Raw genomic sequence first — 18,056 nt, 5'->3', positions numbered from 1 at the left:
TTTAAAATAGAATACGATGAGAAAAGGTTTTATAATATTATGCATACAGATAGGTTTATTCTGCTCTTGTAATAGTTGGCTTGAATTGGAGCCGGCGAACCAAATCAGTAAGGATAAACTCTTTTCGGATGAAGCGGGATTTCAGAATGCCTTGAACGGGATTTATCAGAAGTGTGCGGAGACAAGCTTGTATGGAAAAAATCTGAGTTGGGGAGCTTTAAGCGTAATCGGACAGAATTACAATTTAGACTTGATCTATGATAATAATGACGCTTACATGGGTGAGTATGAATACGAGTCTTCCTATGGATTGACCCTGATTGATAATATCTGGTCGGGGCTTTATAATGCTATCGCTAACTGTAATTTGTTGTTGAACGAGCTCTCTTCAGCCTCACCCTCTTCGTTCACGTTGGATACGGTGGCTAAAAATTTAATCATGGGGGAAGCTTATGCTTTGCGGGCATTTTGTCATTTGGATTTGATCCGTCTGTTTGCGCCTGCTCCGGCAAGAAACGATCAGGCGGCCCTGGTCCCTTATCATGAGGCCTATCCCTCTGTTATAACGGTACCTTTGAAAACGAAAGATGCAATCGATAAAGTTATTGAAGATTTATTGAAAGCAAAAGATCTGGTAGCTTATCACGATACGCTTTATAATAAAACGAGTATGGCTTATAAGATGGCAGCCCGGTTTCAGGGACAGTATACGCCGAAAGGAGGTTCTTTTTATAATAAAAGAGGCTATCGTTTGAATTATTGTGCGATCGTCGGCTTATTGGCCCGAGCCTATATTTACAAAGGAGATGTCGATAACGCCTTGTTTTACGCTAAACATTTTTATGATCGTTTCTATAACGGGAATAAATGGTTTACTTTCAATTCGTCATACGATTATACGACTTCTTTAAATTACAAGCAAAAGAAATACCTTGAGGAGTGTTTGTTTGCTTTCTACAATGGTAATTTACTTCAGACGGTAGAGAGTTATTGTGCCGTGGGAAGTTATCCGAGCTCTTTGCAATTGGCTGATTATGACGGAATATTTGCAGAGGATATGGATGATTATCGTTCTAATCTTGTAAGTAATGACGACGAACATAATATTTATAAATATCGCCGGGTGGATAATTACCAACGGGATGACGTGGAAGGAAAAGCTATTCCCGTGTTACGCCTGAGTGAAATATATTATATTTTAATGGAGTGTAATTTTTTGAAAGGAAATAAAACGGAATGTTTGCGTTTGCTGAAGGAGTTCCGGGATAAGAAAGGATGTAAACGTCAAATCTCTTCTGTTAGTGATATCGGGAGTTTATATGATATTTTAATAAACGATGCCCGTCGGGAATTCGTGGGAGAGGGACAGCTTTTCTTTATGTACAAACGTTTGAATCGAAATATTTTGGTCGAAAACGGAGAGATTACGGCTTCCGAAGAACGAATGACATTTAAGGTGCCCGATAGTCAGAATTTTTATTAATAAAATGGTGATATTATGAAAAAATACGTATATCTGTTACTGTTTCTTATTGGTGCGGTAAGTTGTAATAAAGACGATATAAAAGTATATCGGTCGGATAGTTATATCTCTTTTGCCAATAAAGAGAAAGACACGGTAATCGTCTCCTTCTTTATGTTAGGAAATTTGAGCGAGTGTGAATGGCCGATAGAGATAAGACATACCGGAATTCCTAAAGAAGAGAACCAGGAGTTTACGGTTACTGTAGTCAATGAAAAGACGACTTTAAAAGACGGATTTTATAGTTTGCCGACGGTAACGTCCTTTCAACCGATGAGTAAATTGGATACCTTTTACGTGAAGTTGACCAACTATCCTGAATTGACAACCACGAATGCTTATCTCTGCTTGGAACTAAAAGAGAATGCCGTGTTTAAATTAGGAGATCGGGATTATCGTCGTATTTATTTAAAAGTGAATGATAATGTGGCGAAGCCGGATTGGTGGAACAATCGGGTGGTGAACTATTATCTGGGAACGTATTCCGACACGAAGTTCAGGAAATTAGTGGAAGTTGTTCAACCGGATCTGTCCAACCCGAGTGAGGACTGGATTCGTTCCTGGGCGCTCGAGTTCAAGAGTTGGCTGGATGCGAATCCTATCCCGGATGAAAACGGAGATCCGATGACTGTACCTGTAAGAATTTAATTTAAAATAGAATGAATATGAAGAATATAAAAATATTTTGCATGCTTGTGGTCAGCGCTCTGTTGCTTTTTTCCTGCTTTGAGGACGACGGTAATTATGACTATAAGGATATTGAAACACATAAAATAACCATTCGCTATCCGGTATACGGGATTACGGTATATCAGGGAGAACCGGTTGTATTTTCCCCGTCGTTGTCTTTTGCCAATCAGGAACAAAAGGAGTCCGGGGATACCAATATGTACAAATGGTCTTACCATTTCGATTATCTCGGATGCGTATGTACCGAACGGAATATGAACATGGTTTTGGAAGACGCGGAGGTCGGCAAGAGTTACGAGGGAATTGTAATGGCAGAGGATACGTTGACGGGGGCTATTTACACTCAGAATATTTCGTTTACTTATAAAAGCCGCTATACGGTCGGTTGGATTATTTTATCCGATGACGGGGGAAAGAGCAAGTTGAATTTGGTAAGGATTCAGAATGAACAATGGTACACGGATAAAGATATTTACCGGGCCATTCATGACAAGGAGCTGGGAACACAACCGGTGGGCTTGATTGGAAATCGGACGGGAAGAAATGATGTGCGGATTTTGCAGAAAGGAACGGAGGGTAATATCATTTTGGAAGGAGCCAATTATCAAAAAATAGGGACTATTGCCGATGAGTTTGTGGGAGGAAAATACCCGGAGGGGTTTGTTCCGAAATCGATGGCCGTATCCGGAGGAAATGTGGCTGCCATACAGGGAGAAAACGGGGAGGTGTTCACGAAGACATTCGATCGTTGGTCGGGAACGCCTTATGAATTTGCCTTGTTTGCAAATGTTCCGTTGCAATCGAATAAACAGAAGTTGAACGTGCCTTTCCTGTTGTCTGCTTCTCAAGGGACATCGACATATAATCTTATGTTATACGATGAAACATTCCATGCATTCTTTATGCTTTACGGGGCTTCTTTCTATAGTGCGGGAAAGTTGTATAAATTGAAAGCTCCGGGAGATTGGGACGGAACGAAAGGCCCCTCTCCCGATAACCTGAGTAATTACGAGATGGCATATTGCCAGATGAAAAATGCTTCTTATTATGATCAGAATATTTGTGCCATTTTGAAACATAAAACAAACGGGGAGCTGTATTTCTATACATTTGAATATTCGTCGTCTAATTCCAATGTAATTGTAAAAAATATTGTTTACACGCGGATACCTGCCGTATCCGCTGCCTTAATGGGTGAAAATACCAAATACCACGCGTTGAGGGGACGTTCCTATATGTTTTTTGTTTCGGAAACAGATCCTTCCGTGCTCTATTATTATGATTTGAAAACCAACAAGCATGCGCCGTTTAAAGTGTTTAGCGGACGCAAGATTGTTGCTATCGAGTCGAATTATAGTAACAATACTCATGTCGGAGTCGGTTTGGATAACGGGGAGTTTTTCTTGCTGAACGTGGAAGACGAGGTGTTGGTGAGCGGGACGGAAGAAGATAAGGTGATTTACGGTACGAAAGTCGATGGAAAAGTGGTTGATTTGTTTTATAAACAGTATTGATATTCGTCGTTTCCCGGATTCGAGCCGCAAAGGTTTTGCGGAAGAAATTCTCATCCTTCCGGGTGTTGTACCTGATCGGTTTGGATTCGGGAAAGGATAAATAAACCCAGGGGTAAATTATTAAAAGGGAATAGGGTGATGAAATAGTGTTCACCATGCTGCCGGGCAAAGACTGGATCTGCCCGGCAGTTTTATTTTTACCGGTACGAATGCCGTGCGGACATCGAACAAAAATGAATAATCCACGTAATATAGAAGGTTATTTAATTAAAATTTATAAGATGACACAAATTTCAGATATCGGGTTGATCGGTTTAGCAGTCATGGGGGAGAATTTGGCGCTAAATTTAGAGCATAAAGGGTATACCGTTTCCGTGTATAACCGGATTCATCCCGGACAAAAAAGTGCTGTTGCCCGTTTCTTGGAGGGGCGAGGAAAAGAGAAACATTTTGTGGGGGCTTATACGATTCAACAATTGGTGGAGTCGTTAAGATTACCCCGGAAGATTATGTTAATGGTAAAAGCCGGAGAACCCGTGGATGAACTGATCGGGCAATTAGTGCCCTATCTGAGTCCCGGGGATGTCATTATCGACGGGGGAAACTCTGATTTTAAAGATACGGCAAGGCGCATTAAAATGTTGGAGGAAAAAGGGTTGTATTTCGTGGGTAGCGGTATCTCCGGGGGAGAAGAGGGTGCTTTGAACGGACCTTCTATTATGCCGGGCGGATCGGAAACGGCCTGGCCTTTGGTGAAAGATATCCTTCAGACGATTGCGGCTAAATTAGACGACGGTTCTCCCTGTTGCGAGTGGATCGGAAGCGGAGGAGCAGGGCATTTCGTGAAGATGGTACATAACGGTATCGAGTATGCCGATATGCAACTGATAGCGGAAACCTACTCGATCTTAAGAAGACGGACCGGTAAAAATAACGATGAGATAGGTCAAATTTTCGAGGAATGGAACCGGGGTGAACTGAACAGTTATCTGATAGAGATTACAGCCAATATACTGCATTTCCGGGATGCGAACGGTCAATATTTGTTGGATTCCATATTGGATGTGGCCGGACAAAAGGGAACCGGGAAATGGAGCGTTATGTCGGCTTTGGATGAGGCGAATCCCCTGACATCCGTGGCAGAGGCTGTTTTCACCCGCTTCATGTCCATGAGGCTCGAGGAGCGGGAAAAAGCTTCTGTGCTTTATCCCACGGAAGAGACCGGCGATCTGGTGGCTTCCGCTACGATCAATGATTCCGGGATCGAGGCGGTAAAAGAGGCTCTTTACGCGGCTAAATTGATCTCCTATTCTCAGGGTTTTTCTTTGATGAAGCGGGCTTCCGTGCGTTATGGTTGGGATTTGGATTTTGGAGCGATAGCTAAAATATGGCGTAAAGGATGTATCATCCGTTCTGCTTTTTTAGAACGGATTACCCGGGCTTATCATCGCGATTCTACCTTGGATAACCTGTTGTTCGATACTTTTTTTCAGGATAAGATTCAATTGACCCTTCCTGCCTTGAGGGGTGTTGTGGCGGACGGCGTGTTTAACGGAATCGCCTTGCCTTGTTTCTCTTCTGCCTTGAGTTATTTCGACGGATTGAGAACACTCCGTTCTCCGGCCAACCTGATTCAGGCTCAAAGGGATTATTTCGGGGCTCATACCTACGAGCGTACGGATACCGAACGGGGACGTTTTTTCCACACGGATTGGACGGGAGAAGGAGGGGAAACGGCTTCCGGAACTTATAATGCATAGTAATCATGATGAAAAAAATAGAGAATCAAATTTTAATCATATTCGGGGCGTCGGGCGACCTGACCAAGCGTATGCTATTGCCCTCTTTGTTCGAACTTTTCGTTCGCGGATTATTACCGGAACGGTTTCTGATATTGGGGACAGCCCGTTCTTCTTTCACGGATGGGAGTTTCCGTGCGCATATAAAAGAAAAGTTAAGGGAATTCGTAAAGGAGAAAGAGAAGATAGATGATTTTTTACCCCTGTTGTTTTATCAGGTTTTTGATCCGGAGGGCAATACGGACGAATTGAGCGAACGGGTCATGCAATTACGTCAACAATACGATATTCCGGATCATACCATCTATTATTTGGCAACCCCTCCCTCTTCCTATGATTCGATTACCCGCTATCTGCGCGAAAGTCGATTGATGCGTTCGAAGAACGGATGGCGGCGTATTGTGGTAGAGAAACCTTTCGGGATTAGTTTGCCTTCAGCCCGAGAGTTGAATCGTTGTGTTAATTCCGTTTTTTCTGAAAATGAGATTTACCGGATCGACCATTTTCTGGGAAAAGAGACCGTCCAGAATATATTGGTTTTACGTTTTGCGAATGAGACCTTCGAGGCCCTGTGGAATCGCAATTATATCGATCACGTGGAGATTTCAGCTCTCGAAACCATCGGTATCGAGGGACGGGGCAAATCCTACGAGGGGGTCGGGGCCTTACGGGATATGATCCAGAATCATCTGATGCAGCTGTTGGCTTTTGTGGCTATGGAACCTCCTGCCACGATCGACGCGGAAGCTATACGCGACGAAACGGAAAAGGTGATCCGGGCTCTTCGACCGATGACGGATAACGAGGTGGCGGAAAATGTTGTCCGGGCTCAATATACGGCCGGGACGGTGCGGGGGGAAGCGGTTGCGGGCTATCGGGAAGAAAAAAACGTGGCTGCCGATTCGGATACGGAAACCTTTGTCGGTATCAAATTTTTTATAGATAACAGGCGATGGAGTGATGTCCCGTTCTATTTTTTCACGGGGAAGCGATTAAAAGAGAAAAAATCGGAAGTCATTATCCATTTCAAATCTGCCCCGCATAAACTTTTTAAGGGTGAGTGTCCCGGAAACTCCTGCAATCAATTGGTTTTACGTATTAACCCCGATGAGGGAATCAGGATGAAATTCGGATTGAAGATTCCGGGTGCCGGATTTGAGGTCGAGCAGGTGGCTATGGATTTTAGTTATGCTTCTCTTTGCAAGGAGTATATTCCGGGAGCTTACGAACGCCTGCTGTTGGATGCGATGTCGGGTGACTCCATGTTGTATACCCGGAATGATGCCCTCGAAGCCAGCTGGCGGTTTATCGATCCTATCGTGAACTGTTGGGAAAAACACCGGAACGAAGGTCTGTTGTATTATGCCGCGGGAGAAAACGGACCGGATTTGGGAGAGAAATGGAATGTCTCCTCTCTGGATCCTACTGTAAACCAGAAAAAGTGTACGCGATAGATATGGAAGAATTAACGTTGACGACCCCCTCCATCCTGTTTTCGGCGATATCGCTGATTATGTTGGCTTATACCAACCGTTTTCTGGCTTACGCCCAGGTGATACGAAACCTGAAGGTGGAGCATGAGAAACATCCTACTCCAATGACGCAGCGACAACTGGATAACCTGAAAAAGCGACTTTATATGTCTCGTTCCATGCAGATTTACGGGGTAATCAGTCTTCTCCTTTGCGTGTTATGCACTTTTTTTATTTATATAGGTCTTCAACTGACAGCGGTATACGTGTTCGGAATAGCCTTGCTGCTGTTGGTTATCTCCCTAAGCATATCGGTACGGGAAATACTGATCTCGGTAAAAGCATTGGAATTTCATTTGGATAACCTGACTCCCGGTTCCCCCGAAGGAAATTCGTAATTTTCCGAAATGATACGTATGCTGCGTTTATTGTAAAAGAAGTCTTGTCATTTTGGATAAACTTCTTGTTGAAGGTTGAATGTTTTTGTTTTATGCGTTAGAAAACAGTTTTTGATTATCGATTAATTTTTTCTTCTTTCCCACCCCAAATGTTTTTTCCGTCGACCGAAATTTCTTGTGGCTTGTAAATTTGCGGTTTGTAGAGAATCTCCTCGTCTTGTATAAACTTGCCGTTGTCATCAATATGGTAGTGGGAATCTATCCGTTGAGCCTCGAAAGGAGGGGTATCCGGACGAAAATACACGGGTGTTTCCGAGAGTGGTTTTAACCAATACACGGTTACCTTAAAGTCGCTGTCCAAACGGTATCGTTTTGTGAATGTGAAATTGTCAAATGAGCCTCCAACGGCTACGTCTAATGTGTCTATGATTTGATAATTATCGTTTAATGTCATAAGTAAATGGCGATAATTTTCTCCCATATCAATCCATAAATCTAATAAGATGAAATTTTTATTTCCCGTTTCAAAACGTTTGAAAATGGAACAAGTCACATCATCATATAGGATCTGTTTTTTTAGTCCTAAATCTGTATAAACATGGAAGGATAATTTCGAATTAAGTTCGGAATTAACGGCGAATCCCGGTAGTGAACGTCTTGATAAAGTCGTCAATTCAAAAGGTAGTGAAATTATCTCGGTTTTGTCCACTTTATTTTTTAGTGATGTCGTTTCACCAGAAAATCCTATTAGTAAGGCGATTAAAAATAATATGCTTTTCATATCTGTAGTTTTTGATTGTTTTAGAGTGATATTGTTTCATTTAAATAGAGTCCGTCGTTAGGACGAACCTGAGTGACATCATATATTTTTTCTTTACCGACTCCAGCCGTAGAATCTTGGAATGAGGAATCTGTTGGGTTGTAGTATAAACGATTTTCTACTATACTACAAGCTGCTGCCGCATAATCGCATATAGGAATCGACACGGTTTCTGATCTCATTTTCCCATTTATTGTCTTGACAGGAAAGAAGAAAAATGACACTTAGACAAAAGAAAAGGAGTGATTTTTTCAAAGGGCATATTTTTAGTTTACACAATACCCCTCATATCCTTAATTTTACAAAGTTATAATTTATATATTATATTACAAATAATATGTAAAATTTAATTCGATTTTTGATGTTTAAAAGAAGGTTGTTTCTATGCCGTACAATTTCGTCGGATCGAAATCGGTTTTGTACCTTTTCTTCCGAATTTCAACGTTTATTTCGTGAGAATTGTCGTTTCGTATTTTTAAATAATCTAAGATTTGGATGGGATTTTAACGGTTAAAAACAATCCCGGAAATTACAAATTCGATTTCCGGGATCAGGTCATTTTGAATGATATATAGCCTTATAATTTTCTTCCTTCAAAAGTATTGGATTTTTCCGATGGTACGAGATTGCCGTTTAAGATAAGGGTGTTGGAATGGAAGGAGGGCAGTATGGTGGCAGAAGCTTTGTTGTTGCCGACGAGGGAGATGTTCACGTAAGCCGATATGCCTAATCCCTGCACGTAAAAACTGTATGAAACCCTTCCTTTTTTATCCGTGCTCATTTTTATATCGGAAACTTTTCCTTCCACGGTTACTCCTCCCAAGCCGTTTTGAAGCGGACGTCCGGTAACGAAACTAACCTGTACAGTAGCTCGGTCTCCCGACATAGAGATGAAGTTAGTGGAAGGGGTTACGCTTATTGTTCGTCCTTTTTTAAAGGTTAATGTTTGAGCCTCGAGAACGAAATCCTGTTTCTTCAGTGCATCGATAGCTGTTTGGAATAATTTTTCATCTTCTTTTTGCCGGGCGAGCTTACGTTCTTCCCGCGTCATTTTTCTTTTTTCTTTGGCCGTTGTTCTCTCCTGTGCCGTCAGTGGGGTTACGCTTGCTAATAAGATAGCCATCATGAACCAGGTAAGTATTTTATTCATCTTGTCGGAGTTTAAATGTTTGTTACTAATCTCTTGTGATCATTTAACGAAAACTGAAATAAAAAGGTTTTCCTTGTATACAGAATGTCAAAATGACAGGTGTAACGGAAGAGTTCCAGTAAATAGATTTTGCTGAAAGATTGTAAAGAATAGGTTGTATGATTTTTTTATATGTGTGATTGTCTGTATGTTGTCATTTATCTTTATTTGTCGATTGTGTTATTTTAATAATGGAATTGTATAAAATAAATTAATAATTCTGATGTAATGTATTAATGGTTTATTTTTGGCTTTTTTTATGTAAGAGTGTATGTGAAATGTAAAATAGACAATGTGATTGAAATAGATACTGATAATTAAAAGTAAAAGTTATGATGACAGAAAAATTGCAACAGGCAATAAACGAACAAATTACGGCAGAGATGTGGTCTGCTAATTTGTATCTTTCCATGTCTTTCTATTTGCAGAAAGAGGGTTTTGACGGTTTTGCACATTGGATGAAAAAGCAATCGGGAGAGGAGACCGAACATGCTTGCATGATGGCAGATTATATGATCAAGCGCGGAGGAGTTCCGAAAGTAGACAAAATCGACGTGGTACCTCAAGGTTGGGGCAGCCCGCTGGAGGTGTTTGAACACGTCTATAAGCATGAATGTCACGTTTCCGAGTTGATTGATAATTTGGTCCGGGTCGCTTCCGCCGAGAAAGACAATGCAACCCAGGATTTCTTGTGGGGATTTGTTCGTGAACAGGTGGAAGAAGAGGCAACGGCTCAATCCATTGTCGATAAGATAAAGAAAGCCGGAGAGGCAGGATTATTCTTTATGGACGCAAAATTGGGAGAGCGATAACTGTCCGCGATTCGAGATATATGGAAAACACACGAGCTTCTTCAATGAAGGGCTCGTGTGTTTTATTCGTACGGATGATACATGTAACGATAAAGAATGAGTATTTACTATATATGTCGTGTTAATTTTATAAATTTAGTATATGTGAATGTGAGAATTTAAATGATTTTTTATAACCTACACATGCCTTTTGTTTGCACTGAAGTTCTCGATTGACATGAAAAGTTGTGGATTAATAGCTCGGATACAGGTCAAACTGCTACATCGATCCGGTTTGGGAAAATTCTTTTTTATCCTTATCTCGGCCTGTATTCTTTTTCACGTCGGGTTTATCTTGAGCATACTTAATCCTGCGAGAGAATCGGGAGAACTCCGCATGGCTTCCCTTTTTCCTTGCTCGATCGATGAGAAAAATTCAAAATGATATAAGCTACTTTGTGCTTGTGATAAAAACAAAACCATAAATAAGCAGAATGAGCTTAAATAATAGATCTCTTTTTTGGTAATTATAAGTTATTTTCTTTTTATCCATTTTATTACATCGGCAACGATAAATTGTTTCGGCCCTCCCTTGTCGTTGAGGGTGACGCTTGTTTTGCCCGAGCCTAAAGTGAAAGTTCCGAGACTAAACCATTCGTTAAATGAATATGGTTTCGAAAGGTCTAAAATAACCTCATGCGTTTCTTTTTTATATTCAATGAGGTAATGTTGCTTTGCTCCATTGCCATAACTATATAAATTGTTTTGTAGGTTTTCAACTCTTGGTAAATAAACGAAAATTTCATATTCACCCGGTTCTGTTATGGTAGTTTCCCAACGGGCTTTGTAGTTTCCTTTTCCTCCTATTTTATAAAAAACGCTTTTTACTACATCTCCATAATAAATAAAAGAGTAAAGTTTTGTCCATTTGTTTGCATTATATGCTCGATCATTGTATCGCATGGATTTATTTTGAAAAAGACTGTTTATTCTTTCATGAGTTGGCTCTATAAGGGAGAATCCTTCGTCTTCATTGTCTACCGTTAACTCTTTATTGGAGATAATGGATTTATTATGCTCACAATCGAAGATGCCATTTGTTGTGTCCTTTGTAGAAAATGGAATAGGTGGAAGTTGAAGTTGGTTCGGAATATTATGGGAGATTCCGGTATATAGGATAATTTGGTACCTGTTATCGTTTGTCATTTTTATTAACTTGCAAGAGTGGGCTGGTATCAAATGATAACGGATAGATGGAGATGAGGGCCCCCAGTATCTGATATCTTCGAAACTAATACGTATAATGGCATTAATATCGGTAGGATTGTATAATTTTATATGAGCGGCATACCTATTGAGCCTGTCTCCTTCTATCTTGCCTCTTTGGGTTTCCTGAACGATAATTGTAGGTAACCCTTTTTCTCTATACCAGGAACGGATAAAAGAGTGAATATCTGTGTTAAATCTTTCCTTAAACGTATTAATAATTTTTTCAAAAGAAATTATTTGGTAAGGATTGGAGAGAAATTCCCGGAATAGGTTAATCACGGAATCTCTCCTGCAACAAGAGGAAAGGTAATGAAGAAGGTCTCGTTTCTTGTAATGAATAATCTCTAAAAGTATATTTTCAGAGAGTTTCTTGTCCTGTAAAGCTTCTTCCAAGCTATGTTTATCTAAGTAATTAAGCGCAAAAATAGTTTCCGGAGATGGAGAAATTCCTCCCGTAAAAAAAGAAAAATGAGCTTCTTCCTCCAAAATGTTTTTTATCATGATGTCCATGATCGGGAATTCTTCAGACTGAATAAAACAAGTATCTCGGAAAAGAACGGGACAAATATTGTATTTATTCTTTTCCCAGGAGTTCGTGTGTTTTTTTTCATCTTCATGGAAAATCTTTTCTCTATTAATTTGAAAAATTAAGTAATTTCTTAAATGATCTTGAATTCTCTGATCTGACATAGAGGGATCGCCTTTTTTTTCATGTACATTTTTTAGTCCTTTAAAATTCACGTTAAAAGTGGCTCCTCTTTCCGGCCAAAAGAAAATTTCCGGTTGGGCAAAATCACTACTTTTTTTCCATGGTCTGAAAAAAGATGTTATAGACAAGGGGGTTTCTACTAACATAAGTTTGAAAGGAGGATTATCCGGCAGATTGTTAAAATGTAATATATCCCGATACTCTTCGATTATTGAATTTGTTGTAACAATTTTTAGGTCATTGCTAAAGAAAGGTTGTTTTTCAAAATGATAAAATTCTGCATTAAATTTCCCCATGTTAATGTTTTTCTTTCTGAATTTTCCGGCACAAAGGGAAATCCCGGTAAGTGGCTCCTCGTTATGGAAAGAGACCTGTTTTTTATTTTTTTCTTCTTTCCCCTGTGAGAGGAAAATTAGTTCTCCGGGGTTTTCGACGGTCAATTTAAAGCGGGTAAAGTCTTTCCCGGAGCAAAAAGGGGCCATCGGGTTAACGGGAGGGACGGCCGACGGGTACCACATGACCTCTGGCGTGAGGAAAATAAAATCCTTCTCGACTATGGCCGTTCTTTTTCCGAGAACAAAGGGAAGGAAAGGGTTATCCTTGGGTTTGTAAAACAGCTTGTCGGGGATATCGAGGTAAGCGACGCTCTCGTCGATTTCCCCCGAGTAACGGAGTTTTAGTTTTATCTCTTGTCCTGTCTCCAGGGGATGAAAGATGAGGGTGACCTGTCCTTCTTGTTTGAATGGCAGTTCTTTTTCGTTCTCTTTCAATGAGTTTATTTTCAGGCCGGGGTTTAGAAAAAGCACGAGGGTATCGACTTTTCCCGGGTTCGGGTTTTTCAGGTAGAGTTCGCTGGTCGCGTTCACGATAGAGCCTTCCCTGGAAAAATGGATTTGGTGTTCTGGAATTTGTAAGCTGGGAATATTCCCGTGGCGCGCGAATATCTCCACGTGATTCTGTCTTTTTTGACTCTCTTTCACGAAATGGATTCGGTAAGAGGCGAGTAGGGTAATCCCGACCAGGGTCGCTATGCCCCCGGCCAAACGGATTCGTCCGGGGGCTTTTACCCGGTTTGGAATCCGGTTGAAACGTGCTGTTGCTAAGCTAATTAGTCCTGTACCGAGCAGGAGGAAAGCTCCCTGGTGCATGAGGTAATACCCGGTGTTAACATGCCCGGTGATGTTCGAGAAGATATTCGGTATGGAGATAGCCAATACGTCGGTCGTCCCGTTCCAGTAATCGTGGAAAACCCCGGAGGTAAACAGGTAGAGTATCCCCGCTATTAACACGGTAATTCCTTTATGTCGAGTAAGAAAGGATAGCAACAGGGTAAACCCTGTGTAAAAGAGGGTAGACGGAATTGTCAGGGTACTGAAATAGAAAAGGTATATCCCTATATTGAACGGGGAACCCGTGAGTAGTATATGCACGAGACTGGTAATCCCGATGGAAGCGAAGTCGAGGATAAACAGAACCTTTATAACGCCCAGGACCTTTCCCGTCATCCACTCGCTATTACTGGCCTGGTGCACCTCGAGGTTTTCGGCTGTCCATCTCTTGTAAAACCCACTTACCCTAAAGATAATGAATAGGTTTTGAATAAGGTTGAGAAGCGTTGTGCTGATCCAGGGGATATAGGAGGGCATGGCAATCTTTTGCCAGGAAACGGGATGGAAATTTCCCTGGTAAATCATGACGATATAAGTGATACCGCCTATAACCAATCCTGCGAGGATTTTAAACAAAATACCTCGTCCCTGTATTTTTGCCTCGTGGGTCAGAATCGTGTTAACGTTATGAAGGTTCATGTTTGAATTAAACTTGTGAGAATAAAAATTCTTGTTTTTTAATGACTCCTGCTATTGGGGTGGAATTCAGATAAAATGATGATGAAGATGGCCATGGCCTAAAATCTTCCGGTGTTAACACAATATCACTCAATATAATGGATTCTCCTAACGTGCTAACGTTTATCGTTAGATCCCCTTTATAAGTGTTATAGCCAAGTGCAATAACTTCTATCTGATAATATCCTGCAGGAAGATCTAATAGGTATCTTCCGTTTTTATCTGTTATTGTTTCGATATTTCCGGCTCTGACAGTAGCACCGACTATTGGAAGTCGTCCATATTTATCTACGACATCTCCACATACATGTGCATATTCTGCAGCGAATGTATTTCCTCCTATTACAAATAGAAAAAAAAGAAAAAATAATTTTTGTTTTAAGATTTTCATGGTTGATAGTCTTAAAAGTTATTATTATAAGGATAAATATTATTGCAATATTGTATTTTTTTCGTGGAAAAACAAAATATACTAAACTTTTTTAATTCTAAAAATGTCGTATACTTTATTTAATTTTGAATTCACCAAGAGCGTAACGAAATATAAGCACATCGATGATGAAGGGATTTGTTTTGTGCGTCAAAAAACGGAGCGAACGAATAAGTCAATAAAGGAAATTGGTATGCCGATCGTTTCCGAAATGGAGACTATGATTAAAAGGTGGGGAAATGAACCGTTGTCTGATAATTTGATCTTCTCATATCTTGAAGAAGTTGATGATCCGATCAAACATAAGCATTTGACTAAAGATCTTACCAGGCGGATTAATAAGCGTATGAAAAGGATTTGTGGTATGAACTAGGATATGCTTTTGCTATAGAGAAGGATGTAATTATGGTTTGTGATGAAAGTCGTTCGATTTTTCCTTTTGATATTAGGCATAAAAATATAATTACGTATAAAACAGAATCTGCTAGTGATTTTGAATTATTGAAAACTAAGATTACTGATAAGATAAATGCTTATTTGTCGACTCAAAAAACTACCCAAAAAATTTTGGATAACCCGATAAAAGAAACAGAAGGTTTACAATCTTATGAATTGGCTTTATTAGCTTTTATTATTGGAAGGCAAATGACAGATGATGAGTCTATTGCAGTGTATGATATCTGTAATCGAATGACTAAAGCTGGTTATAATGATATTGCCGTAAGTATTGGGTTACGGCAATTAAAACGTAAAAACTATATACAAACTCAACTTGGGAGTGATTATAATGGAAATGAGTATCCAGTATGTCGTTTGACACAGGAAGGGGTAAATTTTGTTTTAAAGAATACTGAATTATTTGATTTAAGAGAACCTCAGAAAGCTGAAAATTTTATTGATTTGAATGCTGATGATTTACCTTTTTGATAAATAGTTATTTACAGATTTCTATGAGTTAAATAGAGATTTATTTTATGTTAAATTTTTTTATATCTCATATATTCGGATATTGTCTTGCTGGTAAGACAAAAATAGCCTACATTTGTCCTGTCAACAAGACAAACATAGCGAATGGACAAAAATATTTTAAAATCAGTCATTACAGATAATCAGGTAGAGGTACCGAAATATCAGGTTATACCTCGAAGTTTCACTTTTGAGGAGTTTGGTAATTATGTTTTTGTGGGTATTCGGAGGGCAGGAAAATCTTTCTTGCTTTATCAACGAATGCAACAATTATTAGCGCAAGGGATTCATTGGGATGAGATGCTTTACGTTAATTTTGAAGATGAGCGTCTTGTCGGAATGTCTTTGGAAGATTTGAATTTGCTTTTGGAAGTACATTTGGAAATGTATGGAAAGAAGCCCATCCTTTTTTTGGATGAAATTCAAAATATTGCAGGTTGGGGGAAATTCGCCCGTCGTCTGGCTGACACCAAACACCGGGTTTATATTACCGGAAGTAACGCTAAAATGTTGAGTCAGGACATACAAACTACTTTAGGCGGACGTTATATTCCGATTAATGTTTACCCGTATAGTTTTAAGGAGTTCTTGAATGTAAATCATATCAGGGTTGATGATAATTCTTTGTTCGCAACTGAAACGAGAGCAGAGATATTGAGAAAATTCAAGGATTATTTTTATTATGGTGGATTTCCTGAAGGAGCAGAATTTTCAGCCAAGCGTGATTATCTGACCAGTGTTTATCAAAAAATTTATTTGGGAGATATTGCAGCCCGCCATTCGGTTGGTAATATTTTTGCATTGCGTGTATTGTTTAAAAAGTTGGCTGAAAGTGTAAAACAACCCATGTCATTTACTCGGGTTGCTAATATCGTCTCCTCAACAGGGGTAAAAGTCGGTAAAACAACTATTATCAATTATATTGAATACGCGAAAGATGCCTGGTTGATTTTTTCCATCCAAAATATAGCGGGAAAGCTTGTTGATAAGGAAACTAATCCTAAGTATTATTTCACAGATAACGGGATTTTGAATCTTTTTTTACTTGACGGGGAAACTTCATTGCTGGAAAATCTCGTTGCCATCAATTTATTACGTAAATATGGCCGAAATGATGCAGTGTTTTTTTATAATCAGGCAGTTGAAGTTGATTTTTATATTCCGGATGAAGCGATAGCCATTCAGGTTTGCTATAATCTTGATAATAGTGATGGTACTTTTGACAGGGAAATAAGTGCTTTATTGAAGCTATCGAATGTATTGGAATGTAAAAAATTAATGGTGATCACGCGTGATTCCGAACAAGTACTGGAGATAGACCATAAAGTCATCGAGATTATTCCGGTTTGGAAGTGGCTCTTGAATTTATGAAATGGTATATTACTCATTATATATTTTTAAAGCAGGTGGAGAGGTCAGGAATTTGTTTTGATTTTTGTAAAAATAATCGATCCAAATATTTTCTGTAAGTTTGTTTAAGCTTGTCTTGTATAGATGATATTCCGGGGCACTGGGCGAAATATTTTGTTTAAGAATGGAATCAACTTGCTGATTGACTTCCCGAACTAAGTTACTGTATTCATTTAGCCAGAGTGATAATGAATCTTGTGTTGTAATGGCGTCATACCAATCGTATAATTTTTGACAACGAAGTTCTGTTATATGCTGAGCCTGTTGGACGATTTTGTTATAAATATTGGTTGATTGGGAATATCGATTGACGTTTTGTTTTAATCCCCAGTGATATCCGAGTAGCAAAACACCCGTAGTTAGAATTGTAATTAAAAGAACGGATAAATAGGGTAAATATTTATTCTTCGAATGGAGCAAATGAATGATTTCCTCTGTGCTTGTGTAACGTTGGGTTGGAAGTTCAGAGGTACAACGTCTTATTATCTTGTGTACGTGTGGAAGTTTTACATGAGTCGTTTGTATGATTTCTTCTAAGATTACCCCGATAGAATATATATCCGCTTTATTGTCTATGGCAGTTTGAGGAACTTGCTGTTCCGGGGAGGCATATTTTAAGGTACCTGCGGGATGTTTTAAAATGGAATAGGAATCTGTATCCGATAAGCCGAAATCAATTAATTTGACATTGGAACCATTGCGTGTGATAAGGATATTTTCCGGTTTTAAATCACGGTGTATGATTTGTAAAGAATGGATATAGCTTAAGGCTTGACAGAATTCGTCCAGTATTTTTAGAATGACATGGCTGTTATAGTTTTTAGAATTCAGATATTCACGTAAATGGATTCCGTCGATATATTCCATGATAATACTTGATCCGATACCGGGGATTTCTTCGAATCCGATCGTTTGTACGATATGGGGATGAGATAACGGATAGGAGATCTGAAATTCCTTTTGTAATAATTCTTGATAAAGGGGATTGTCTTTATATATAGATTTTAACGTTTTCAGTATATGGTATTTCCCTAATTTTTGAGCTTTGTATAGGCAACAATAGCCGTTGTCGGATTCATACCATAGCGTGATGTTGGTAAAATATGAGGTAGTCTCCGGTTTTATATCGGTAATGATACCTGAATTAGAATTTAGTAAGGTCATGTTGTTATTATTCCAGGAGTTGAATTGATGTTAAGCCGGTTTGATAACCTATGGCGTAATTTGCCG

14 protein-coding genes are annotated in these 18,056 nt (G+C 39.4%); 9 read left to right on the top strand and 5 right to left on the bottom strand.

All coding sequences use genetic code 11. The features are described from left to right. The first annotated feature begins 16 nt into the window (after positions 1 to 16). From PGR74_RS09375 to PGR74_RS09350, 6 genes are all read left to right on the top strand, one after another. Complete coding sequence (locus PGR74_RS09375; protein WP_270516971.1) at positions 17 to 1,483, top strand: RagB/SusD family nutrient uptake outer membrane protein; 1,467 nt, start codon at positions 17 to 19, stop codon at positions 1,481 to 1,483. Between the two features lie 15 nt (positions 1,484 to 1,498). Beyond that, a complete protein-coding gene (locus PGR74_RS09370) occupies positions 1,499 to 2,170 on the top strand; it encodes a DUF4843 domain-containing protein (protein ID WP_041502843.1) in 672 nt (223 codons plus the stop codon). Positions 2,171 to 2,187: 17 nt separating this feature from the next. After that, the gene (locus PGR74_RS09365; RefSeq protein WP_270516969.1) at positions 2,188 to 3,726 is read left to right on the top strand and encodes a PKD-like family lipoprotein; all 1,539 of its coding nucleotides are present in this window, start codon (positions 2,188 to 2,190) and stop codon (positions 3,724 to 3,726) included. 281 nt (positions 3,727 to 4,007) lie between these two features. Continuing rightward, complete coding sequence (gene gnd / locus PGR74_RS09360; protein WP_270516968.1) at positions 4,008 to 5,486, top strand: decarboxylating NADP(+)-dependent phosphogluconate dehydrogenase; 1,479 nt, start codon at positions 4,008 to 4,010, stop codon at positions 5,484 to 5,486. A gap of 8 nt (positions 5,487 to 5,494) precedes the next feature. Then, a complete protein-coding gene (zwf, locus tag PGR74_RS09355; RefSeq protein ID WP_110688602.1) occupies positions 5,495 to 6,979 on the top strand; it encodes a glucose-6-phosphate dehydrogenase in 1,485 nt (494 codons plus the stop codon). Positions 6,980 to 6,981: 2 nt separating this feature from the next. Beyond that, a complete protein-coding gene (locus tag PGR74_RS09350; RefSeq protein ID WP_041502845.1) occupies positions 6,982 to 7,395 on the top strand; it encodes a DUF2721 domain-containing protein in 414 nt (137 codons plus the stop codon). 115 nt (positions 7,396 to 7,510) lie between these two features. On the opposite strand, the gene PGR74_RS09345 is transcribed toward PGR74_RS09350, so the two are convergent. After that, positions 7,511 to 8,176 carry a hypothetical protein gene (locus tag PGR74_RS09345; protein ID WP_110688587.1) on the bottom strand — a complete coding sequence of 222 codons (666 nt, stop codon included), beginning with the start codon at positions 8,174 to 8,176 and terminating at the stop codon, positions 7,511 to 7,513. A gap of 616 nt (positions 8,177 to 8,792) precedes the next feature. Next, positions 8,793 to 9,365: a DUF4251 domain-containing protein gene (locus PGR74_RS09340; protein ID WP_041502847.1), complete on the bottom strand. Its 573-nt coding sequence runs from the start codon at positions 9,363 to 9,365 to the stop codon at positions 8,793 to 8,795. Between the two features lie 371 nt (positions 9,366 to 9,736). On the opposite strand from PGR74_RS09340, the gene PGR74_RS09335 reads away from it, so the two are divergent. Continuing rightward, the gene (locus PGR74_RS09335) at positions 9,737 to 10,216 is read left to right on the top strand and encodes a ferritin (protein WP_041502848.1); all 480 of its coding nucleotides are present in this window, start codon (positions 9,737 to 9,739) and stop codon (positions 10,214 to 10,216) included. Positions 10,217 to 10,729: 513 nt separating this feature from the next. Here the strand turns inward: PGR74_RS09335 and PGR74_RS09330 are convergent. Together PGR74_RS09330 and PGR74_RS09325 are read right to left on the bottom strand one after the other, a co-directional pair. Continuing rightward, positions 10,730 to 13,981, bottom strand: coding sequence for a golvesin C-terminal-like domain-containing protein (locus PGR74_RS09330; RefSeq protein ID WP_270516964.1), 3,252 nt, complete (start codon positions 13,979 to 13,981; stop codon positions 10,730 to 10,732). Positions 13,982 to 13,988: 7 nt separating this feature from the next. Continuing rightward, positions 13,989 to 14,411, bottom strand: a complete 423-nt coding sequence (locus PGR74_RS09325) for a carboxypeptidase-like regulatory domain-containing protein (RefSeq protein ID WP_041502851.1) — start codon at positions 14,409 to 14,411, stop codon at positions 13,989 to 13,991. A gap of 396 nt (positions 14,412 to 14,807) precedes the next feature. Here PGR74_RS09325 and PGR74_RS09320 point away from each other — a divergent pair, with 396 nt between their 5' ends. Both PGR74_RS09320 and PGR74_RS09315 read left to right on the top strand, forming a co-directional pair. After that, positions 14,808 to 15,377: a hypothetical protein gene (locus PGR74_RS09320; protein WP_052634470.1), complete on the top strand. Its 570-nt coding sequence runs from the start codon at positions 14,808 to 14,810 to the stop codon at positions 15,375 to 15,377. A 144-nt stretch (positions 15,378 to 15,521) separates the two neighbouring features. Beyond that, positions 15,522 to 16,787 (top strand): ATP-binding protein, encoded by a 1,266-nt coding sequence (locus tag PGR74_RS09315; RefSeq protein ID WP_041504646.1) that lies wholly within the window; start codon positions 15,522 to 15,524, stop codon positions 16,785 to 16,787. Between the two features lie 9 nt (positions 16,788 to 16,796). Here PGR74_RS09315 and PGR74_RS09310 read toward each other — a convergent pair whose 3' ends face one another. Then, on the bottom strand, positions 16,797 to 17,990 hold the full coding sequence (locus PGR74_RS09310; RefSeq protein ID WP_041504647.1) for a serine/threonine-protein kinase: 1,194 nt from the start codon (positions 17,988 to 17,990) through the stop codon (positions 16,797 to 16,799). Between the last annotated feature and the right edge of the window lie 66 nt (positions 17,991 to 18,056).

The organism is Sanguibacteroides sp. AM78-02pH3A (genome assembly GCF_027666085.1).
Taxonomy (GTDB): domain Bacteria; phylum Bacteroidota; class Bacteroidia; order Bacteroidales; family Marinifilaceae; genus Gabonibacter; species Gabonibacter massiliensis.
This window is presented reverse-complemented; position numbering and strand designations above follow the sequence as displayed.